Source organism: Dehalogenimonas sp. NIT-SK1 (genome assembly GCF_055384165.1).
Map to the genome: position 1 here is coordinate 1,338,043 of NZ_AP042352.1, position 21,744 is coordinate 1,359,786.

General features: G+C 43.6%; 26 protein-coding genes and 1 pseudogene. 16 read left to right on the top strand and 11 right to left on the bottom strand.

Features of this window, described 5'->3' with window-relative positions; all coding sequences use genetic code 11:
• Positions 1–144: 144 nt before the first annotated feature.
• Positions 145–405 (top strand): hypothetical protein, encoded by a 261-nt coding sequence (locus ACZ48S_RS06950; protein WP_464212024.1) that lies wholly within the window; start codon positions 145–147, stop codon positions 403–405.
• 929 nt (positions 406–1,334) lie between these two features.
• Here ACZ48S_RS06950 and ACZ48S_RS06955 read toward each other — a convergent pair.
• The gene (locus ACZ48S_RS06955) at positions 1,335–1,964 is read right to left on the bottom strand and encodes a response regulator transcription factor (RefSeq protein WP_464212026.1); all 630 of its coding nucleotides are present in this window, start codon (positions 1,962–1,964) and stop codon (positions 1,335–1,337) included.
• Positions 1,965–2,391: 427 nt separating this feature from the next.
• Here ACZ48S_RS06955 and ACZ48S_RS06960 point away from each other — a divergent pair, with 427 nt between their 5' ends.
• The 10 genes and pseudogenes from ACZ48S_RS06960 (at position 2,392) to ACZ48S_RS07005 (ending at position 7,225) form a co-directional block, all read left to right on the top strand.
• Complete coding sequence (locus tag ACZ48S_RS06960) at positions 2,392–2,595, top strand: CsbD family protein (RefSeq protein ID WP_464212028.1); 204 nt, start codon at positions 2,392–2,394, stop codon at positions 2,593–2,595.
• A 101-nt stretch (positions 2,596–2,696) separates the two neighbouring features.
• Positions 2,697–2,870, top strand: a complete 174-nt coding sequence (locus tag ACZ48S_RS06965) for a hypothetical protein (RefSeq protein WP_464212030.1) — start codon at positions 2,697–2,699, stop codon at positions 2,868–2,870.
• A 96-nt stretch (positions 2,871–2,966) separates the two neighbouring features.
• Positions 2,967–3,035 (top strand): annotated as a pseudogene (locus ACZ48S_RS06970) (ChaB family protein); the annotation flags it as partial.
• Positions 3,036–3,068: 33 nt separating this feature from the next.
• Entirely contained in the window at positions 3,069–3,401 is a 333-nt protein-coding gene (locus ACZ48S_RS06975; protein ID WP_464212032.1) for a hypothetical protein, read from the top strand.
• Between the two features lie 21 nt (positions 3,402–3,422).
• On the top strand, positions 3,423–3,587 hold the full coding sequence (locus ACZ48S_RS06980) for a DUF1328 family protein (protein WP_464212034.1): 165 nt from the start codon (positions 3,423–3,425) through the stop codon (positions 3,585–3,587).
• A gap of 188 nt (positions 3,588–3,775) precedes the next feature.
• Positions 3,776–3,913 (top strand): DUF3096 domain-containing protein, encoded by a 138-nt coding sequence (locus ACZ48S_RS06985; protein WP_464212036.1) that lies wholly within the window; start codon positions 3,776–3,778, stop codon positions 3,911–3,913.
• A gap of 37 nt (positions 3,914–3,950) precedes the next feature.
• On the top strand, positions 3,951–4,535 hold the full coding sequence (locus ACZ48S_RS06990) for a YjzC family protein (RefSeq protein ID WP_464212038.1): 585 nt from the start codon (positions 3,951–3,953) through the stop codon (positions 4,533–4,535).
• A gap of 43 nt (positions 4,536–4,578) precedes the next feature.
• On the top strand, positions 4,579–5,181 hold the full coding sequence (locus ACZ48S_RS06995; RefSeq protein ID WP_464212040.1) for a DUF4382 domain-containing protein: 603 nt from the start codon (positions 4,579–4,581) through the stop codon (positions 5,179–5,181).
• A gap of 402 nt (positions 5,182–5,583) precedes the next feature.
• Positions 5,584–6,327: a hypothetical protein gene (locus tag ACZ48S_RS07000; protein ID WP_464212042.1), complete on the top strand. Its 744-nt coding sequence runs from the start codon at positions 5,584–5,586 to the stop codon at positions 6,325–6,327.
• Between the two features lie 445 nt (positions 6,328–6,772).
• The gene (locus ACZ48S_RS07005) at positions 6,773–7,225 is read left to right on the top strand and encodes a DUF305 domain-containing protein (protein ID WP_464212044.1); all 453 of its coding nucleotides are present in this window, start codon (positions 6,773–6,775) and stop codon (positions 7,223–7,225) included.
• Between the two features lie 156 nt (positions 7,226–7,381).
• Here ACZ48S_RS07005 and ACZ48S_RS07010 read toward each other — a convergent pair whose 3' ends face one another.
• Both ACZ48S_RS07010 and ACZ48S_RS07015 read right to left on the bottom strand, forming a co-directional pair.
• Positions 7,382–7,990: a DUF998 domain-containing protein gene (locus ACZ48S_RS07010; RefSeq protein ID WP_464212046.1), complete on the bottom strand. Its 609-nt coding sequence runs from the start codon at positions 7,988–7,990 to the stop codon at positions 7,382–7,384.
• Between the two features lie 319 nt (positions 7,991–8,309).
• Positions 8,310–8,939 carry a response regulator transcription factor gene (locus ACZ48S_RS07015; RefSeq protein ID WP_464212026.1) on the bottom strand — a complete coding sequence of 210 codons (630 nt, stop codon included), beginning with the start codon at positions 8,937–8,939 and terminating at the stop codon, positions 8,310–8,312.
• 161 nt (positions 8,940–9,100) lie between these two features.
• Here ACZ48S_RS07015 and ACZ48S_RS07020 point away from each other — a divergent pair, with 161 nt between their 5' ends.
• Positions 9,101–10,612 (top strand): reductive dehalogenase, encoded by a 1,512-nt coding sequence (locus ACZ48S_RS07020; RefSeq protein WP_464212048.1) that lies wholly within the window; start codon positions 9,101–9,103, stop codon positions 10,610–10,612.
• A 436-nt stretch (positions 10,613–11,048) separates the two neighbouring features.
• Here the strand turns inward: ACZ48S_RS07020 and ACZ48S_RS07025 are convergent, their stop codons facing one another.
• The 6 genes from ACZ48S_RS07025 to ACZ48S_RS07050 form a co-directional block, all read right to left on the bottom strand.
• The gene (locus tag ACZ48S_RS07025) at positions 11,049–12,413 is read right to left on the bottom strand and encodes a sodium-dependent transporter (RefSeq protein ID WP_464212050.1); all 1,365 of its coding nucleotides are present in this window, start codon (positions 12,411–12,413) and stop codon (positions 11,049–11,051) included.
• 513 nt (positions 12,414–12,926) lie between these two features.
• The gene (locus ACZ48S_RS07030) at positions 12,927–13,247 is read right to left on the bottom strand and encodes a type II toxin-antitoxin system PemK/MazF family toxin (RefSeq protein ID WP_464212052.1); all 321 of its coding nucleotides are present in this window, start codon (positions 13,245–13,247) and stop codon (positions 12,927–12,929) included.
• A complete protein-coding gene (locus tag ACZ48S_RS07035; RefSeq protein ID WP_464212054.1) occupies positions 13,248–13,502 on the bottom strand; it encodes a hypothetical protein in 255 nt (84 codons plus the stop codon). It lies immediately after the preceding gene.
• A gap of 545 nt (positions 13,503–14,047) precedes the next feature.
• Positions 14,048–14,962, bottom strand: a complete 915-nt coding sequence (locus ACZ48S_RS07040) for a PLP-dependent cysteine synthase family protein (protein WP_464212056.1) — start codon at positions 14,960–14,962, stop codon at positions 14,048–14,050.
• Between the two features lie 64 nt (positions 14,963–15,026).
• On the bottom strand, positions 15,027–15,878 hold the full coding sequence (gene ispH / locus ACZ48S_RS07045; protein ID WP_464212058.1) for a 4-hydroxy-3-methylbut-2-enyl diphosphate reductase: 852 nt from the start codon (positions 15,876–15,878) through the stop codon (positions 15,027–15,029).
• Positions 15,875–16,519 (bottom strand): lysophospholipid acyltransferase family protein, encoded by a 645-nt coding sequence (locus ACZ48S_RS07050; protein WP_464212060.1) that lies wholly within the window; start codon positions 16,517–16,519, stop codon positions 15,875–15,877. Before ACZ48S_RS07050 ends, ispH begins: the two co-directional genes overlap by 4 nt.
• Before the next feature lie 155 nt (positions 16,520–16,674).
• Here ACZ48S_RS07050 and ACZ48S_RS07055 point away from each other — a divergent pair, with 155 nt between their 5' ends.
• A complete protein-coding gene (locus ACZ48S_RS07055; RefSeq protein ID WP_464212062.1) occupies positions 16,675–17,655 on the top strand; it encodes a TerC family protein in 981 nt (326 codons plus the stop codon).
• Between the two features lie 51 nt (positions 17,656–17,706).
• Here ACZ48S_RS07055 and ACZ48S_RS07060 read toward each other — a convergent pair whose 3' ends face one another.
• Both ACZ48S_RS07060 and aroF read right to left on the bottom strand, forming a co-directional pair.
• Positions 17,707–19,086, bottom strand: coding sequence for a 4Fe-4S binding protein (locus tag ACZ48S_RS07060; protein ID WP_464212064.1), 1,380 nt, complete (start codon positions 19,084–19,086; stop codon positions 17,707–17,709).
• 86 nt (positions 19,087–19,172) lie between these two features.
• Entirely contained in the window at positions 19,173–20,189 is a 1,017-nt protein-coding gene (gene aroF, locus ACZ48S_RS07065; protein ID WP_464212066.1) for a 3-deoxy-7-phosphoheptulonate synthase, read from the bottom strand.
• A 155-nt stretch (positions 20,190–20,344) separates the two neighbouring features.
• Between aroF and ACZ48S_RS07070 the strand changes: the two genes are divergently transcribed.
• From ACZ48S_RS07070 to ACZ48S_RS07080, 3 genes are all read left to right on the top strand, one after another.
• The gene (locus ACZ48S_RS07070) at positions 20,345–20,500 is read left to right on the top strand and encodes a hypothetical protein (protein ID WP_464212068.1); all 156 of its coding nucleotides are present in this window, start codon (positions 20,345–20,347) and stop codon (positions 20,498–20,500) included.
• Positions 20,501–20,595: 95 nt separating this feature from the next.
• On the top strand, positions 20,596–20,943 hold the full coding sequence (locus ACZ48S_RS07075) for a hypothetical protein (protein WP_464212070.1): 348 nt from the start codon (positions 20,596–20,598) through the stop codon (positions 20,941–20,943).
• 163 nt (positions 20,944–21,106) lie between these two features.
• The gene (locus tag ACZ48S_RS07080; protein ID WP_464212072.1) at positions 21,107–21,703 is read left to right on the top strand and encodes a dimethylsulfonioproprionate lyase family protein; all 597 of its coding nucleotides are present in this window, start codon (positions 21,107–21,109) and stop codon (positions 21,701–21,703) included.
• Positions 21,704–21,744: the final 41 nt, after the last annotated feature.

The window sequence follows — 21,744 nt, forward strand, 5'->3', positions numbered from 1 at the left end:
CAAACAAATGCAGTTTTCCATTTTAATGCTATAATTCAATATTGTGATATTGATAAGCCCCATACCACTGTGTTCTGTCCATGAGATTCAACAGGTGAAAACCAACGTCTTTCGACTTGGGACACCCAGCCCTTAGAGGTCTTAATGAAGAAGATTATAAATGGTCGCCCGCTACTGAACACTAATGACGACCTTATCTTTTCATTGAGAGAAGAACATGGTCTCGGTTGGGTCCGGATTGCTAACCAATATGAAAAACAGACTGGGCAAAAAGTAAGTTGGTCAACAGTTCGTCGGCGATATTTCGATTTGAAGCTGCGGAAAATTCAAGCCCAACACTCCATCAAATTGTGCGAGGCATCTGTCATGGAGAGTTTGAAAACCAGAACACCGAAACATCAATAAAATCTAGGCTCTATAGGTTTTGCAATAGTTTTGCAATAGTTTTGAAGTGGTGTGACAGCTCAGGTTATATATAAAACTTCGCTGGGTTTGTACGCCTTATGTTGCATCCAGCTATAGTGCGCTATCGTACCCGGAACGTTTCAATTCACGCTCTTACGGGTAGGGAGTAGCTATGCTGGAAATTAATGGCATATTACCGGTTTATATTCACACTACCGCGGAGAGCGTTTTTTCTGAAAGTGATTTGTCACATTAGAGAAGTTATACGACATTCCGCCATCCGTGAGCCAACGTGCCGCCGGACACGTGCCCGCCAGAGGTAAGCACTACCCGCTCATAGTTACGGGAACATCGGGCGCTACGTACGTCAATCGCGGCATTTTGCCATCGTGCGCCATCGTGCCGCTATGAGCCGAGCCATGCGGGATTATGTACGGCTTCATTCGGCATCATATGCGGCTTCATGCGCCTTCTTGGTGCGGCTTCGTCCGCTTACGGATTCTCACCAGTGCCGAGCATTATCCGCTTATAGTTGCATAAATAGCACAATAATTCATCTGTCTTATGTTGCATTTGGTCTTCGTGGGTCATCGGGCTATATGCTGACTAAATTACCTCTGTTTTATACTCTAATTCATAAGTGTCCCGCTTGAAACAGTGTTGCTCTGCTCTTACAAGGATGGATATAATCCTTCCGGCTTTAAACCATTAGTTTACCCGTAAATTGTCGGGCTTTCCGGGATTATCCGGGAGACGACCTTGCTAAATGACGGTGTTGGGGCACCGAGAAATTACCGATCTGTCTCCTGTCGGCAGATATTTTACTACTAGTTAAAGATACAAGATATGGAAACTGAATCGTTATTATTGCCTGCACTTTACACAGAGTACAATTAATAGAATATTCAGCTTTTTATTTCTACTGGACTCTACACTGATAAATCATTGTCCTTATCAAATAGCCCTTTATCATAAGCATATTTAATAATACCTTGACGATTTTTGAAATTTAGTTTAGAGAAGATATTTTTCAGATGAACCTTAACCGTATGCTCAGATATAAATAGTTCGGTAGCTATTTCTTTATTGGTGTTTCCGTTGACAACAAGCTTTATAACTTCTACTTCACGTTCACTGAGATCTTCATAATTATTTTCGGCATCCTTATTCAGATCATCTTTTAAGTGAGAAACCTGATCTTCTGAGATTACTAAGTCACCACTGCTTAGCCGCTCAATACATGCGAGAAAATCTGTTGGATCTTGGCTGAATAGTAAGAAACCACGTGCACCTTGTTTTATTTGCTCTAAAATATTTTCAGTACCAGCTTCATTCTGAATGATTCCTAATTTAGCCTTTGTTTTTTTCTTAATCTCATCCAGCGCATCCTCTGTTTTAATATACGATTGTTCAATTAGCACAATGTCTGTTTTTGGGAAATTTCGATCTTCTATGGCTGCTAATTCGATGCTGTAGCCATGGTTTGTTAAAAGCTCAACCAAGCCTTCCCTTGCAACGTTATTAGGAAAAACTAAAAGGATCGATGTTTGATTTGGCATTCTTTGGATCCTTTATAACTCCTAAGTGTTATTTGGTTTTAACCCTTTTAAATAGCCTTATTTTACCTCATTTGGGCGATGTCAGAGTGTGTTTCCTGTTGTAATATTAAACCAATATATGGAAAGAGGCAATAAGCTTTGATAGAAATCACAGAAATTGCTGCACTGGTGTTATCTCAAACCCTGAAGGAAAACAATACTTCAACTAATAACTGTTTCAGGTTATCGTCACACAAGTCCGGACTAATGCTTGTAATAGACACACCAAAAAAAAACGATCATACAATAGCTAATCAAAGCCGAAATATATTGACAGTCAAAAAAGAATTCGAAAGAAGTCTCGACAAAACATTGATCGATGTTCAGTTGCTAAATGAAAAGCCTACCCTAATTATTAAGAAGAACGAAGGATAAAGGAGGAGTAGTAATGGACAGCGTAAATCTAACGAGCAAATGGAATCAAATTAAAGGAAGAGTAAGGGAACAATGGGGAAAATTGACCGAAGATGATGTTGAAATAATAAAAGGAGACATCGAACAATTAGTCGGTCAGGTTCAAGAGAGGTATTCGATTAATAGAGACCAAGCCAGAAAAGAAGTTAATGATTGGTTGTCCAGTCTTAAAATTTAATCCAGCAGAATTTTTTCCTAAAACAGTATGATAAGGAGCTTGTAAAAGAAAGATCTCTTCATCGGTCAAACCCCCACCATATTTATGAAAGGAAACCAGCTATGTACCGTCTTAAGAGCTGTCCAAAATGCGGAAGAGGGGACCTGTTTGAGGACAATGATGAATACGGATCTTATGCCCAGTGTTTCCAGTGTGGCTACGTGGCTTACCCGGGAAAACTGCTGACCATGGAAGAGGCAAAGCTTGAACAATCATACCGGCGTGGCCGCCGCTGAGCATAAACCACGGCGAATGAAATAATCAACAGAAACGCCTGAACTGTCTGATGGCATGAAAAGCCATTTTTCTCAACATGACAGGAAGCAGCACACAGGGTAGCTTGGTCAGCTGTGAAAGCGGAATATGAAAAAGACGATAATGGTGACTGGGTAAAAAAATAGATCCTAATTTTTAAGGGGGGGGTAGATAACTTTTTGAGAGTTACAAAGATATTAGCGGTGCTTTTATTATTGGGGGTTATTGCCTTAATCGCCGGTTGCTCTACAAATATTGGTGATATTACCAACGACACGCCTCAATACGAAAACGAGAATGTTACCATTAGCGGGGAGGTCACCGACAGTATTTGGTTCGATTTATTGAACCGAGGGGCTTACCAGGTTAATGATGAAAGCGGAACCATCTGGATAATAACTGAGGTTGAACCACCCCAGGAAGGAAGCTCAATAACAGTCACCGGACAGGTACAATCAGCCTTCAGTCTAGGTAACGAATACTTTGGGACTGTAATCATGGAGTCCCAGTAAGTGCTTAAGGAGGAATAACAAATGCTGAATATTATCCTTATCTTGCTAGTCTTGGCTGTTATTGCTGCTATATTCGGGTTCGGTGGCATTGTCGCAGCGCTCGTAGATATTGCCCTTATACTATTCTGGGTACTAATAGTATTACTCGTTATTTCAATCTTACTACGCCTATTGAGACGTATATAATTAAGTGTACACGGAAAATGAGAATCCAATAAACGCATTTTTCACGATAAAGTAAGTGCCATGGTAGCGATAATAACGTAAATGCTTGTACGTATCTGCAATGACAACGATGAATAGAAAGTAGATTTATTGTTGATAAGCTACGGTGCCATCAAAGTGCTCGACATTAAAATAAAGGAGGAAAGAAAATGGATCTAGGACTTATAGCCGGTATTGTAGCCCTAATAGCCGGTATCATGGTTTTGGCTTGGCCAAGGTTATTGAATTATGTTGTGGCGATTTACTTGATTGTCATTGGCATAATCGGAATCATCAATAATATCTAATAATTTGGAGTTTAATAAAATTAAAAGGAGAAATAAAATGGAAACGACTCTGATACCAATGAAAAGATTAGAAATCTTAGATATTATCAATCCTGCAGGAGAAGACCTGGGACAGATCCAGGACTTCATGATTGACATGGCTTCGGGCATTGTGGCTTATGTTGTCGTAGCTTATGGTGGCACTCTTGGACTAACTGACAAATGGTTCGCTATGCCATTTGATGCCCTTTGCTGGTCACCTGAACGAAAGAAATTCGTTATTGATATCGATCAAGAGGTTTTAGAATCAGCCCCTGGAATAGACAAGGACAAATGGCCGGATCATTACATGGAAAGCGGCACAGGATGGTTGAATAGTTTATACTCACACTTTGCTTGTAAACCGTACTGGCAAACCGACAACGACACGGTCATTAACCTTGGAGACACTTTCAAAACTGGTCAGAAAGCACCAGCATCGGGTGTTTACCGATTTGTTTTTCATAATGATATCACTGAAGAACATGTTACTTGCAGACCTTCCGCAGAGGAAATGGAAATACCATTAACGAAAGATGAACAATTTCCCCCCGTTAGATCGTGTGGCCAAGCCGCTACTTGGAGACTCGTAAGGTTTGCGTGATTTCGGAATATATTTATGTTTTTTAAGGAGTCTTGTATAGCTTATGAAAACGATCAAAGCAACAAGTTGTTTCTTTGAAACAATGAAGGAGAAGTTTTTCAACATAGCGGTTATGGTGTTGTTTATGATTGCTTTGCCGATAGTGGCTTCAGGTTGCGGAACAGAAAATACAGGCACACTATCAATTAAGGTGACCGATGCTCCACCCCAATACGACATAGCTTCGATTGACCTTGAGTTCACCAAAGTCGAAGTTCATAAGTCGGATGAGTCCGAGGATGAGGGTGAATGGATAGAAATACCAATCGCTGAAGGCAAAATTGACTTGATGCAATTGCAAGCCAATGATCTTGAGGAACTACTAGCAAGTGACGAGATAGCTGAAGGAACTTATACTCAAATAAGAATCCAAGTTGATTCAGTTAGTGTTACGCTGAACGGGGATGAAGAACCACCTGAGATATCCATACCATCAAATGAACTTAAATTCGTCCGGCCATTCAGTATAAATGCCGATGAAACTACAACCATATTGCTTGATTTTGATGCTGACCAATCATTGGTTGCTACTGGCACAGGGGACCTGATTTTTAAACCTGTAGTCAAGATTACAGTTGAAAATACAGAGGGTGAAGAAGAAAGCTAAGTCATTCTTATATCTCGGAAAACTTACACTTAGAGCTTCTACTAATTCCTCATGCCATTTAATCGAGTTAATACAAACTAGTTGAGCAGAGAAAATAGAAACACCATTAAGGAAAGATGCACAATTTCCCCCGTTAGAACATTTGGCCAAGCGGCTACTTAAAAACTCATAAGGTTTGCTTAATGTAGGCAGATTATGTTGACATTGTTGTTGGCGGTCAACAACTCCAAAAAAAGATAATTAAAACAATCTCGCCTTTACCGATTATTACTATTAGTGCCAAGAGAATACTTGATTTATTGCTTTAAAAAAAGATTTAGAAATACTAACCTTGACGTCTTAAAAGCGTTATTTTCTAGGAAAAAGATTACAGCGCTGTAAAAATTATTTGGAGGTTTGGAAATGACGGTGAGAATGGTGGTTTTTACGATACTAATGGTGCTGGCAGTAGTTCAGACTTCCTGTAGCGGAACCGTGGACCTGGCACCCGAAAAAATCAACTTGGAGTATGATTTTCGCGATGGGAAACAGGGTTGGGAGCATGGTTTTGCTGAATATTCACCAGTAATGGATATTGAAAAAGAGGGGGCTATTAAACCTCTACCTGAAGAACTAAATATTGATGGCACCGGGTACTATTTACAGAGCATGAATCGTTCAGATGATGTTTTTATGTTCTTAAAGCGCCATCTCGGATCCGAAGATGGCATAATACCCGGTCAGACTTATCGCCTTATTTACAACATCAAGTTTGCTTCGAATGCACCCTCTGGAGCAGTTGGAATCGGTGGTGCTCCGGGCGAGTCTGTATTCTTTAAAGTTGGGGCCTCTATTCAAGAGCCTAAAGTATTACTCGAAGACGATTATTATGTTATGAATGTGGATAAGGGAGGTGGAAACGGTGGTGAAGGACCTGCAGCTACAATTGGCGGTGATGTAGCCAATGGAATACCAGCAGAAGAAGCCTTTAAGATGCCAGAACTTCCATATGCTTCGGTTGAAATCAAGCAGGAGCATACCTATACTGTAACTGCTTCCGAAGAGGGGGATCTGTGGCTACTTATAGGCACAGATTCTGGTTTTGAAGGACTAACCGGTCTTTACTACCAGAACATAAATGTAACACTTGAACCGGTAGAGGTCTAATTGGCGGCATGATTAATTGGGCTTCCAGCCGTTGATAGAATCGGATTATTGTTTATTTGGAGTAATTTGGATTTCTGCCACTTTAATATTTTTTGACCAAGAACACTACTGAGTTAACAGCTTTCTTGTCATCACTCGCCGCAAGATTCAAAGAGTTATCCGATGCAAATACCAGCCATTACAAGATGTCGCTTGGTTTTCGGCTTGAGTTATAGAGGCGTTTTTTGACTTATTCCGGACACCAGAAATCCTTCTTCAAGACTCCAAACAGTTGGAGGGGCTAAACAAGTATGTATTTCCAAAGACGGATGGAATTTACTTTTTAACGAGATCATCAATTAACAATAAGTAGACGAAAAAACTTATGATAAAATATTAAAATGCAAGGAATCTATTAGAAAATAAGACTAACATTCATCAAAAAAATATATCTGGGAGGCTTGCAATGAATAATTATTTAAAGTTTGGTGCCATGATAAGCACATCTACAGTAGTTATGTTCGGTCTTATGTATTTAAATACCTACCAAATGGATCATGTCATATTTAGTGAAACGCGTTCATATATGGCTCTCATTATGGGCGCTGCGATGGGTATGATAATGCTGACATTCATGAGGAAAATGTATACTAAGACGCGATTAAATATCGTGATATATGCTGTATGTGCTGTGTTATTATTTATGTCTGTTTGGCTGGTCCGAAGTCAAACCACTGTGGATGATGTTTCATGGATGAAAGCTATGATTCCGCACCATTCAATTGCAATATTGACTAGTGAGCGTGCCAATATTGATGACCCAAGAGTTCATGATCTTGCTGAAAGGATTATTGAAGCGCAACGAAATGAAATTGAAGAGATGCAATCCTTGATTGATGATCTTGAGTCAAGTAAATAACTACGGGAAATAAGTATTATATTTCAAAATATACTATCTATCGGAGATTGCAGGATAATTCATCCAAATAAAATTTGGAAAATGGATTTCATGAACGATAATAGGTGTCACGAGAAGAAGATCAAGCTATTAACATAGTGCTGAACTTCATTCTATTTATCTTCCCACCAATGATTTGGGCAAGCTGAACCCTGCTACTATGAGCCAGCATAAATTAATTGATTTAAGGGATCTTTCTAAAATTCCGAAATGGGCTGAATCGGGATTTTGTATTAAGAGAATAGCGATAAAGAAGCTGGCTATAGCTACAATGGCAGAGAAAGAAATGATGTTTTCTGATTTTCTGTGTTGCCAAAGGGGAATTGCCAAAGTTGCACAGGCAATAGGGAACAGAAAAGATAAACTAATAGCGGTAATATTGTGTATAGCCCCTGATATGGAGACTATTTCCCTACCAGGATCGGTGTCGAATAGCATTATGATGATAAAACCAATTGCGATGATTCCGAATAATATTCCACAATAATATATAAGTCTATTAGTCTTCGCTCCAGGAGAGTTTAAAATGGTTAGAGAAACCATCGAATTCATAATTACTACCGAAAACATACCTATTTTTTGAATCCAACCTTGATAATAAATAGCATATTCGCTGATAGTATCACTAATGGGGGTTAGTTGTGGGTTAAGTTGGACTGATATGATATCACTCCCTATCAGCACAATAGCTCCAAGGGATACACTCCAAGGAAGATATCGTGACAATTTCTTAAATAATCTTCTACTAATTATGTTTCACACCCTTTTTTATCTTTATAATTTGAATTAATTATTTCTGGCTATTTCAGCTATTACAACACATCCGAGAATACTATGTCACTTAGCAGTAATGTTGCATCCAGCCTCCGTGCTATTCCAACTTAGCCACAAGACTTTGAAAAATAAGCGGTGAGCTGGCACGACATTATTATCAGTGTATCCCCATTGGTGACTGTTTAGATATGGAAACTGAATCGTTATTATTGCCTGCACTTTACACAGAGTACAATTAATAGAATATTCAGCTTTTTATTTCTACTGGACTCTACACTGATAAATCATTGTCCTTATCAAATAGCCCTTTATCATAAGCATATTTAATAATACCTTGACGATTTTTGAAATTTAGTTTAGAGAAGATATTTTTCAGATGAACCTTAACCGTATGCTCAGATATAAATAGTTCGGTAGCTATTTCTTTATTGGTGTTTCCGTTGACAACAAGCTTTATAACTTCTACTTCACGTTCACTGAGATCTTCATAATTATTTTCGGCATCCTTATTCAGATCATCTTTTAAGTGAGAAACCTGATCTTCTGAGATTACTAAGTCACCACTGCTTAGCCGCTCAATACATGCGAGAAAATCTGTTGGATCTTGGCTGAATAGTAAGAAACCACGTGCACCTTGTTTTATTTGCTCTAAAATATTTTCAGTACCAGCTTCATTCTGAATGATTCCTAATTTAGCCTTTGTTTTTTTCTTAATCTCATCCAGCGCATCCTCTGTTTTAATATACGATTGTTCAATTAGCACAATGTCTGTTTTTGGGAAATTTCGATCTTCTATGGCTGCTAATTCGATGCTGTAGCCATGGTTTGTTAAAAGCTCAACCAAGCCTTCCCTTGCAACGTTATTAGGAAAAACTAAAAGGATCGATGTTTGATTTGGCATTCTTTGGATCCTTTATAACTCCTAAGTGTTATTTGGTTTTAACCCTTTTAAATAGCCTTATTTTACCTCATTTGGGCGATGTCAGAGTGTGTTTCCTGTTGTAATATTAAACCAATATATGGAAAGAGGCAATAAGCAAAATTTTTGTAAGGAGGAATGTTATGTCCAAATTCCATTCAACTGTAAGCAGGAGAGACTTCATGAAAGCTCTCGGCGTTTCAGGAGCCGGACTGGGAGCGGCAGCAGCTTTGGCCCCTACCTATCATGACCTTGATGAGATGATGGCCGACAGCGCCGTTAGAAATGACCCCTGGTGGGTTAAAAGAGTTGATGAACCCACGGTAGAGGTAGACTGGGACCAGAAAAGCCGCTGGAGCGAAGTAAACACCCTGCGGGGTTCCCGATTTTACATGAACTCCTATATTTCAGCCGCAGAGCAGGCTGCACGCAGAGAAGAACAATCCCGACAGCACCAGCAATGGCTGGAGCAGAATATCCCCGGTTGGTCTTTACGTGACATTGCCTTTTCTGGCAGTGCCGGTGAGGGAAGTGTAAGAAACAGCTTTATGGGCCCAATGGAAGCGCCGACTCCGGAGGAACTGGGGGTCCCGAAGTACGCCGGCACCCCCGAGGAAAACTCTCTTGTAGTCCAGTCAGCGTTAAGGTTTTTTGGTTGTATGAGCGTGGGTTTCCTGGAACTTGACCCGAATACCACCGAAAAATTCATCTACTCTTACGAACCGGGCGGGGTAGAAGAAATAACCTGGAAAGCTGACGGCCCATATGAAACAGAAACAGAACATGCCCACCCGCTTGATGCCCGCAATGTAATTGTAATGGCCAATCAGGAAAGTCATGAACTATGGCATCGTTCCAATACCGAATTACAGGCCCAGATTCGTTACGGCAGGGCTGCCAATATCCAGGTGAGAGTACAGGAATTCCTGCGAACGCTAGGCTATTGGGCTCTCTCCGAAGGAGGTAATGGTACGGGCAATGCGCCGGCACTGGGTATCATGGCCGGTATGGGGGAACTCGGCAGAATTCAAAGAATGATTACTCCGGAATACGGCCCGACTGTGGGTGTTTTTAGATACATCACTGATATGCCGCTTGCGCCGGGCAAACCCATCGATGCCGGTTTTTGGAAATTCTGCCACACCTGCAAAAAATGCGCTGAAGCATGCGGTGAGGGAGCTTTAAGTTTAGCCGATGAACCCACCTGGGACCCCGCTGAAAACGCCACTCCTTATACTCCTGTTGATGGTCACGACCCAACCGAAATTCCCGGTGCTCTGCCGGCACAACCCGGCGGCTGGCACCAGGGCGGGGCTAAGGTTTTCTATGAGGACTCCAGAAAATGCCGCGCGTGGAAAATGCATGCCAATACTTGTAATGCCGGCCGATGTCATGGTGTCTGCACATACACAAAATATCACTACGGTAAGATCCATGAAACAGTATTAGCCGTTTCATCAACTACACCGGTTTTCAATAACTTCTTCAAGGAAATGGATGATTTCATGGGATACGGTCTTGCCGGCAGGGCTCACGATGACTTTTCCGAGCCGACGGAGGAATCTTCCGCAGCTGTTGATAAGTTCTGGCATTACCAGATGCCCGTTTACGGCATTGACAGCCGGATAGGTCAATCACGCCTACCGTTAAAGTAAAAAGTTAATTGAATTTGAGCAATATTAACTTTGTTTATTAACATCAAAGGGGCAAGAAGTTATTAATTCTTGCCCCTTTGATATTTTTTCAATCCCGTTTACTTAGACTTGTTTATATTATTTGGCATCAATTTCGAATAGGGTCTAATAGTATTTTGTAGGATTTTCATACGCTCAATTATGGAGCAGTAACATTGCATTAAGCTATCTTGCTAAATACAAGGATTCGGATGCCCTGTCTCGTTCCGAGTAGTTAAAGACCTCAAAGCTCCCTTGGCTATAAGCCTCCGGCTCCAGAGGCTATTATGGTCACAACAACTTTTTAACAACTGGTATCACAGATGGGGGCAGGTCAGTGAAGATATCCGGTCTAAATCAATTTCAGATACAATCTTGTTATTGGCCTCTTTACCGCCATTTATTGACTAAAGCTGAATTATAATATAAACATAACTATTAAAAGAAAGACCGCTGCCAACGGAAGATAACGTCCGATTTGTACTATCCAGCTTGCTGAAAAAACAGCAGATCCTAATTTCTTGTCCGGTGAATTGATGGAGTCCACCAGACTTTTCTTGGGTAATATCCAGCTGATCAGGGCCGCCCCGGCAATACCAGCCACCACAATCACTCCGGAACCGGTAAGCTGATCCACCACATCTAGAAAAGGCTTATCTCCAATGTTTAATCCAAGAGGAGTGAAACTCAAAGCCGACGGAATCCCCAGTAAAGTTACGAAGAAAACTACGATTAAAGCAGCTTTACGTTTGGTCATATTAAATTCATCTTGCAACGGGGCCATGGCAACAGCAATACCACCTACACAAGACGTAAATGCCGCCAGAGCCAACAGCATGTAAAAAGCAATACCGATGAATACCCCACCGGGAATCTCAGGAAACAAATGGGGCAGAGCTGTAAAAGAAAGCTGGCTGCCGGCATCGGGAGCAATCCCAAAAGTAAAAACAATAGGAAACATCATCAGCCCGGCCATGATTGAAATCCCGGAATTGGTGAAGGCAACAGCGGTTGAGGTAGTAATAATATTGAATTTCTTGGGGACATAACTGCCGTAAGCAATCAAAAAACCCATACCTATTGCCAGCGAATAGAAAGCCTGGCCGGCCGCATTCTGCCAGGTCTTTATATCTAAAAACCTGGAAAGCTCAAAATTAAAATAAAAATCACGGGCCTCGGCACCGCCGGATAAGGTCTGAGTATATACCGCAAGGCCTCCGATGATCAGGACCAAGAGCGGCAGCAAGAACCTGCTCATCTGCTCCAGGCCTTGAAGTCCTTTGGACAGAATCCAAAAAGTGGGGACGGCTATTATCAGCAGGAACCACAATGAAGCGAAGCCAGAGGTAAACTCCTCGAATGTTTTCAGCTCACCCCGAACCGAATCTACTGCATAGCCAAGAGCCCAACCGCTGATAACAAGGTAGTAACTCATTATAGCTATGGTGATCAGGATTAAGAACCGGCCAAACCAGGGCCCCCATTTGGTGTTTACTTTTCTGAATGTGCCTATAGGACCCCTATTTGATAATTTACCGGCACCGGCTTCAATGACATAGAGAGGAATACCCATCAACAACATGCAAATGATATAGGTCAGCACAAAAGTGCCGCCGCCGTTCTCGCCTACCATATATGGAAAGCGCCACAAATTACCCAACCCCACTACGCCGGCGACAGAAGCCAGGATATAGGCTTTCTGAGAAGTCCAGACCGAGCGGGGAGGAACTAAATCAGCAACAGGGTCATCAATGGATTTTAATAATTTTGCTTTAATAGTCAAACCGCCTGAATATGTTTATTAGGATATGTTAACAAAATAAATCACCATTCCCAAGGTTATTGTATAATCCCAGATACGTAACTACAAAGATAACGTTGAGAATTGACCTGCCCCCACCGATGACCTGATTTTCAATTTTAGAAATATATAAGTGACCTGAACCCAAAACCGAGTCCAGTTTGATGAACGATTACCCGCACCCCGGCTCTTTTTAACTTTGGCACCACAATAGACTGATTGAACGATAGCGCAAATAATTCAAATATGATTTATATTTTCTCACCAAAATCCTAGGCAAAAAAGGTTCCAGATAAAAAATTTTGCATTTCACTGATTGATAACACTCTCGAAAATGCTGCTTCACTATAGAGCAGCAATGTTGCAGCTAGCTATCGTGCTTTTTCAACTCACCTCCATGCTCCTAGAGAAATACGCGGTGAAAGTGGCTTGACAAATATATCCCAGTCCCAGTATCGCTGATCTACAACAAACACCAAGCTGCTAAGGAGATTATTACCCGGCTTTCATACCCAGCGCAAAGCGCAAAGCCGTTTCGACTGCTTTCAGCTTTTCAGTACTCAGCGTGGTTAAACACTCAATCAGACTGGTTTTCGAAATGGTGGTGATAGTATCAGTATTGACCACACAAGGCTTGGGTAAGCCGTCACCAATAGATAAAGGAACCTCTGAAGGAATATGACGCTCTTTGGTTGTCACAGGAGCAACTGTCACCAATTCCCTGACCTGATAGGCTTCATTACGTGAGAGAAGCAAAACTGGGCGTTTGCCCGCAGCGGCCCCCAGATCTGCCCACCATATTTCGCCCCGTTTCACTTACCAGTCTTCCCTGGACAACAAGGCCACGCCGGACTCATGCGCCGTCTCGACTTCCTCCTGGGATTCAGGCATGTCTTTATAGCCGCTAATATAAGCTTTCGTCAGCTCAGATTCCTGTTCTTGTTTCAGGAATTCTTCAACCGCAAACTGGAAAAACCTGCTTCGGCTCTCCCCCCTGGCTTTTCGTTTTACTTCAATAACTTCCAAAAACTGCTCAGGAAGACTGATCGCTATTTTTGTGCTCCTGTTCATCTTTTACCTCCCAAGACACTCACACCGAATCATACTGTATTCATACTTCAGTATGAACCGAATATCGGCGTTTGTCAATAGCACGGCCGCCTCTGTCCGGATTGCCGGGACGGCTGAAATTTCTATACGGCGCAGACGCGGGTGAGGAAGAAGAATATATCATGGAGGTGCACTGAAAGGAAAAACCCAGTCCGAAGTTAGGTAGCAAAAACGATAGAATGGGGTATCTAAGACCGACTTGTGTCTGTCCCGCTAAATATCTCACAGGTTTATGTGTAGAATCCAAGTTGAAGAGGCAATTGATTGTAGACCGTCAGCGATAACGGGGGCGTTTTACTACAGAGTTTTCATCTAATCAGGCACTTCGACGAGATCCTTCAAACCATTATCTTTTCCCTAAACAATTTATACGAGATACGGTTTGGAACTACCGTGCCTATATTATGTGAAGTAGTATATATTGATGAGCTATTCTACCCTACAGACGTCTCAACTCATAAGCCCTTGGTCGGTAGTTCAAATCTACCCGCCGCCACCAATCTCAATCATCCATAAGCACTATCAATTTGCTGCCTGAATAATTTAGTGCTCAAATATTTTTCACCCCGGTCCGGGAATATTACCACAATTGTTCCTGTTTCCATTTGCTTGGCAATTTGGGCTGCAGCATACATAGCGGCACCGCTGCTCATACCGATAAATATGCCTTCCCGCCGTACAATCCGCCGGGTCATTTCATAGGCGTCTTCAGTTTCAACCATAATGGTGGTATCAACCTGTGAAGGGTCATAAATAGACGGAACTATTGCTTCATCCATATTCTTAAGACCCTGGATGTAATGCCCTCTGACCGGATGGGCGCTGACCACCTGAACTTGGGGATTATGTTCCCTGAGCACTTTACCGACGCCCATAATGGTTCCTGAAGTACCCAGGGATGAAACAAAGCAGTCTACTTTGCCACCGGTCTGCCGCCAGATCTCTTCACCTGTGTTGCGGTAATGAGCTATCTTATTGTATTCATTGGAGAATTGGTCCGGCATAAAATACTTTTCAGGATATCGCTGCATCAGTTCCCGTGCCTTATTAATCGCCCCATCAGTACCCAAACTTCCGTCGGTCAATGTTACTTTAGCCCCAAAAGCATCTATCATCTGTCTTCTTTCAATGGAAACAGCATCACTGATGACGATTTCTACTTTATATCCCTTTACAGCACCGATCATTGCCAGGGCAACACCTGTATTGCCGGATGTCGGCTCAAGTATGGTTTTATCCCTGGTTAGCCTGCCTTCAATTTCAGCCTGCTCTATCATGCTCAGGGCAATCCGGTCCTTGATACTGCCGGTAGGATTCAAGCCTTCAAGCTTGGCATAGATGACGACATCTTTGTTGGGATTAAGCTTGTTTATTCTTACTATCGGTGTATTGCCGATAGTCTCAAGTATATTTTCAGCCACTCTCGTTATCCTCCTGAAGTCAAAACCTGGTTTTCCCGTGCAACAAACACCGCTTCATATTCTTTCACTCGTCAGAACTTAAATCCCGCAGGCGTTGTGTCACTTCTTCAATTGTTTCCGGAGCTGTCGAAGCTCCGGCGGTAATACCGATAAGCCCACGGCCAATAAACCAGGAAGGGTCAATTTCACCAGCGGTTTCCACCAGGTGAGTTTCGGCCATGGATACACAAAGGTTTACCAGGTGCCTGGTATTTGCGCTGTGATGTCCGCCGATAACAATCATAAGGTCAGCACGACAGGCCAGTTCCTGGGTTGCTTTCTGCCGACGGCGAATATCATGACAAACCGTATCGACCACACGCATCTCTGAGTCTTTCACTAATGTCTTCTCAGCGGCGCATTTTACGAATTCAATAAAGCTGGCCGGAACCTGGGTAGTCTGTGACAGCAAACCAATATGGCGCGGCAGTTCAATACCATCCAGGTCTGCCGCAGACAAGGTTGCCAGTCCCTGTCCATTGGCCCAGCCTAATATCCCCTTAACTTCAGGATGATTTAAGTCACCATAGATCACGGTGAAAAATCCAGCTTCGGCCAGGCGATAAGCCGCTTTCTGAGCCCGCTGGACGAACGGACAGGTCGTATCAACTATCTCAATGCCCTTTTCCTTAATGGACTCCAGCACTTTTGGACCGACTCCATGGGAGCTGATGACCACTGTGTCTCCAGTGACTTCTTCAATGCGGCTTACTACCCGTACCCCCAAACTTTCCAAACGCGACATTACCTGCTGGTTATGCACCAATGCTCCAAGCGTTTCCACTCCACCCTTCAGCTTGGCTACCTCTTCCAGTGTTGCCAGAGCCCTTTTTACGCCAAAACAAAATCCTAAATCTGAAGTCTGTTCAATTATCATTTTTCTTTCCCATAGATACCCCGGCTCTCGGAGGGCAGTAATTCTGCTATCGCCTGCATGATACGGTCACCATAGGCATTCAAGTCCATTTTATCCCGTTTGGATTCCTCATCCACTAACCTGAAAGGTTTACCGATCACTATATTTACCCGATGAAGCTTAAAGAACCAAAAACGTCCCCGGATTTTTTCGGTCCCGGTAATAGCCACCGGTAAAACAGGAACCTTCAGGGAAGCCGCCAGATATCCTGCCCCCGGAAGAGCGGCAGATAATACCCCGTCAGGGTTACGCCGTCCTTCGGGAAAAATAATCAGAGCTCCTTCTTTTTTCAGCACCCGTGAAGCTAATTTGAAAGAAGCACCCGATACCCCGCCGCGGTTTAATGGTATAGCGCCGGACCCTTTGAGCAGTTGGGCAAATATTCGGTTTCGAAACAATTCCTTCTTGGCTAAGAAATGAACCGGATTCCGTGGCAAGCTCAACCCCAGCAACGGAGGGTCGGCAAAACCGATATGATTGGCACAAACCAAAACCGGCCCGCCCTCAGGCCAGTTATGCAAACCGGTCACTTTAACCCGTGTAGTAGCAAATATTCCTCGCGCTGTTAATCTCACCAGCGGATAATACCAGGCAATCTTCATTAAAAGTGATTATAACCGGTCGATGCCCCTCTAACAAATGGAAACCGGGATTCGGAATTGTTTTACATTAATATTTTACTCAGCTATACTCTGCATTTAGCGTTTCTCGGCAGTCAGCCTGATTTCAATCAAACATCTGCCGTCTAAAGGATAATATGGATATCGGTATCTGGCCCTGGATTCTATTTAATGCCTTTCTGATTACCATGCTGGCGCTTGACCTCTTTGTTTTCCACCGCCACGCTCATATAATCAAGCTGAAAGAAGCCGTCGGCTGGGTTGGGTTATGGATCAGCCTGGCGGTCATATTCGGTATCGGTATCTGGGTTTTCGGCGGCGCAGAGCATGCCCTGGATTACTTCAGCGCTTATGTTGTCGAAGAATCACTGTCGGTAGATAATCTCTTTGTATTCCTGATGCTGTTCACCTATTTTTGTGTACCACGGGAATTCCGGCATCGGGTGCTTTTCTGGGGTATTGTTGGAGCTATCGTGATGAGGGCTGGTTTTATCTTCGGCGGCATCGCCCTGATTAACAGTTTCCACTGGATTATCTATATTTTCGGTGCTTTCCTGGTCTTCACCGGCATCCGCATGGGTATGAAAAAGGAAGAAGACCCTCATCCGGAAGCTAATCCGGTGCTTAAACTGCTGCGACGTTTTCTGCCTATGAGTCACCAATATGACGGCGGCAAATTCTTTACCATTGAAAACGGCCGCCGACTAGCCACCCCGCTACTGGCAGTGCTTGTAGCAGTGGAAACTACGGATATTATCTTTGCCGTAGATTCCATACCGGCGGTACTGTCAATCACTACCGACCCGTTTATAGTCTATACGTCCAACATGTTTGCCATCATGGGGCTTCGCAGTATCTACTTTGCCCTGGAAGGATTTGCCGACCGGCTTTATTATCTTCACTATGGTCTGGCAACCATATTGGTCTTCCTTGGTTTAAAAATGCTTATTTCCGGCATATACCATGTCCCGACAGTATTGTCACTGCTGATAATCGCCGGGGTATTGAGCATTTCCGTCATTGCCTCACTCAGAAGACCTCAATCGACTGAAGCGTCGTCTATCAGCACCATCTGTGATAACAATCCAAGAGGCAAGTCCGATAAGCAGACTAAATAAGCTTTTAGATTGATGACCGGTTGAACGGTCTTATATAAAGCAGTTACGCGACTATAAGGCATCGACTTTTTCCGGCACCTGGATTATTTCCGGGAGGTGCTGTGGTGGCCTTAATCCCTGGTCAATCGCTTGGCCTTCAATCACAGGCAACATATAATCCATAGCTTTCTTGGGACAGCGTGCGATGCATTCACCACAACGGACGCATTCGTGCTGTTCAATCATGGGCATAACAGCACCCGGTTTAATAGCTTTATAATCACAAAAAGACTTGGCGCAGGCACCGCAGTTACGGCATTCTGTTTTAAAGCTGACTTGGCGTCTGGCAAAACGAGCCACTATTGACAGAACCGCGCCCATCGGGCATAAAAAACGGCACCACGGGGTAAAAATAAAAATGGAAGATACGAGCAGTAAAACTAACAGAGTGGTCGGTACGGGTGAGATTTGGGCATTAAACAATGACTTGAAGGGGTCAATTTCAGCAAAAGCAGCAGTGCCGCTATAAAGCGCGGCGATAATAATGGCGGCCAGTACTGCAAACCGCATTGGACGCAGCTTGGCCCCCAATCCTTCAGGAAGTTTTACGCTTAAATCTCGCCGATAAAGAAACTGCTGCACCGCTCCCATAGGACAAACCCAGCCGCAATACAATCTGCCCAAAAAGAAAGTAGAAAATACCGGAATAGCCAATATAATAAAATGAGCCAGGTATTCTTTAATATCACCCAAGTGCAGTACAACATTCTGCATTGCCCCGATAACACAGGGGCATAACCCCAGGAAAAAACCCAGGTAGACCATAGCAAAAGCCAGGGATACAAAACGCCAACGACGGCGGCGGAGCAGCAGCGCCACATAAGCAAAAGCGGTCAGAGACAAATATGCCAGTATAAATGGCTGGCTGAAAGCTCTCTGGAAAGCCTCCATCCAAGTCATTTCACTCTCGTCTCCATCTCCTGTTTGGAAAATCGGTGATAATGTATCGGTATCCGAAAGTCCGTCAGAGGGCGCGACGTTCGTCGAAGACTCAATCACTCCTTCCCCTCCGACTGAAAATTTGATAGAGGCATGCCCGCCTTCCTTAAGGCACTCCCTAACAACTTCCAACTCGGCGGTACCCGGAGCCAGGAACTGGATACTCAGAACGGAAGTGTATTCATCACGTCCGCCGGATACCCAATCTGTCTGTCCTACTATCGCCAGATTATCACTGGTTATGTATTTGGTATCCTCCATAGGAACCGGACAATTGCGGTGGGTGAGATGGACGGATAATCCGACTTCAATAATTTCACCTACTTCACCTCCAGTCTTTGCCGGACTGAAAATGATATCACAGGCGAAAATAGGTGTTGTCGTCAGCCATAAAAACATACCGACGGCAGCAAAAATGAATATGGCGCGACTGGATAATTTTGCTATTGTCACCTTGCCAGTATAATTGGCAAGTATATTAACAATATGAATAGATTATGGGTTTTTTGTGAAGAACACAGTCTCTACTGCAGATAATATTAAATATAACGCCCCACCGCAGAGGCAACAGGCTTCAACTCTGCAATCAAACGTATAAAATCCGAAGGCGATAGCGACTGGATACCATCTACCATGGCCTGCCGAGGGTCAGGGTGCATCTCTATCAGCAAACCATCCGCACCTGCCGCAACAGCGGCTTTGGCCAGTGCCGGTACCAGCGAATAATGTCCGGCCGCATGGCTGGGATCAACCACCAGCGGCAAATGAGAGTATTTTTTTATAACCGGAATAGAAGAAATGTCCAATGAAAATCTTGTACTGTCTTCAAAGGTACGGATACCTCTCTCGCACAGGATAACTTGGTCATTTCCTTCAGAAAGTAAATAGTCAGCGGCTGTCAACCATTCGGTGATGGTGCAGGCAAAGCCTCTTTTCAGCAGTATTGGCCGGCGGGTCTTGCCGAGACGTGTCAATAAGGAATAATTCTGCATGTTACGGGAACCAACTTGAAGAATATCCACATGATTTGACATCATATCCACGTCATGAACATCCACCACTTCGGTAATAACCGGAATGCCAAAGTTCTTGCGGGTTTTATCCAACAGTTCCAGCCCTGATTTTTTTAACCCCTGGAAACTGAAAGGAGATGTACGCGGTTTAAAGGCACCTCCGCGAAGTATATCAACCCCGGAATCTTTGGCCACCCGGGCGGCCTCATTAAGCTGTTCTTCATTTTCCACCGCGCATGGTCCGGCCATGATAACGACCTTATTAGCTCCTAGGTCAACTCCTCCAATAGAAACAATCGTGTCTTTTTTCTTGAATTCCCGCGAAGCTAATTTATACGGTTTCATAATGCGGGTAACACTTTCCACCCCCGGCAACACGGCAAACTGGTCAGTGGGTATCAGCCCGGTGTTACTGCCCAGGAGAGCTACCACAACCTTGTCCGTGCCCAAATTTAGCTGAACATTCAAACCAACTGAGCGGGCTTTCTCGACTACCGCGTCAACCTCTTCCCTGGGCGCACCAGTTCTCATCTCTACAATCATGAATTAGTTAACTCCATAAAAAGTGCCTGTGTATACTTTAACATATCAGATAACAGGGTGTGGAATAAAATAATGAGTGATGATTTACCCCTATTGACATATTTCCCAGGCAAGAATACAATTCTTTTAGAGAATTGAATAAGGAAGCGCCAAAGATGAAAAAATTATCAGCTATAATACTGATTGTCATCGCTCTTTCTATCTCACTGACATCCCCGGTAGTGGCCGGCGGCGGTAAGGTAAGGGGAGACAGCGGCCAAGGTTCAGTCAACCAGGTACAGGTTCAAGACCCGCCGCCATTCCAGCCGTGAGCTTTTTCCTAAATCCCCCATCTTGGTTGAAAATAAAGCCGCGGAAAACAAAACAGCATGTATCTATTCCCCCATAAAGGGCGTAAGATGTCGGTATGAAGAGTACCAGCCGACCTTTAATCAGCGGCATCTTGGCAATTATTTCCGGAATTATCGGTGGCTTCGGCATACTTAATTACTGGATAGGGTTCGGACCGGAAGGCAGCGGATTCGGCAAAGGTGATATCCCGCCGTTCGTACCCAGTATCATTTTCGGCCTGCCCCTGCCGGCATTGATTATTGCCCTGGGCGCAATAATCGGAGGAATAATAATAATTAAAAAACAAAATTATCGACTGGCACTTGGCGGAACAATAGCCGCTGCCCTGACATTCTTACCTTTCGGTATAGCCGCCGCAGTACTGGTTGCCTTATCAGGAAGTGAATTCGCGGACTACCATTAATAAGCGCCTGCCATTACTGCCAATCCAAGAATATTATTCTTTATTGTAGCTCGTTTCCATAAGCCATCAAGAAAAAACACCTCTAATTAGGACAAATCCCATTCCCCAGAACCTAGGTCTTTAAAACACTTTTCAACTTTAATCCTTAGAAGCATCAAAACATATGATTAGAAACGAATTACTCTATAATCTGGTTATTGATACCCTCAAATCATACCCCAGTAATATTACACAGCCTTTCCTGAATAAACTTCCACCGGCCCAGGTCCTGGAAACCAAGACCCCTGAAACCACAGCGTCACCACCCGTCACAATCCTCAACCGCCTGGGTCCGGCGGTTCCGGAAACCCAGGCTTTAGTCGATGAGATTGTAAGTTCAGCACCAACCAGCAATTGGCGCCAGCCGTATACCCCTGAAGAAGCCGGCAATGATTTCGTTCATGGTTCAGCCTGGCTGCCCATTGCCGACAGCAACGGCCCCTTGGTGCTGAACAACGGACTGGTCGAAGTCATGATTTTTGACGCCAACATTAATTATCCGCTGCATTCCCATTCTGCCGAAGAATTATACCTGGTGCTTGCCGGGGAGTTCTGGTGGGAGGCACCGGATGATGACCGATCCCCAGCCTGGCTGCGGGCCGGACAATTGGTTCATAATCCGCCGTACCAAGCCCATGCCCTCACCACCGGAGATGAACCGTCGCTTCTGCTGGCGATATGGCGCGGCTCTGGTTTTCAGAAACCATCCTTTATCAGTTGATACGACCAAGCAATATTATACTTAAGTCAAAATAAAGTGTG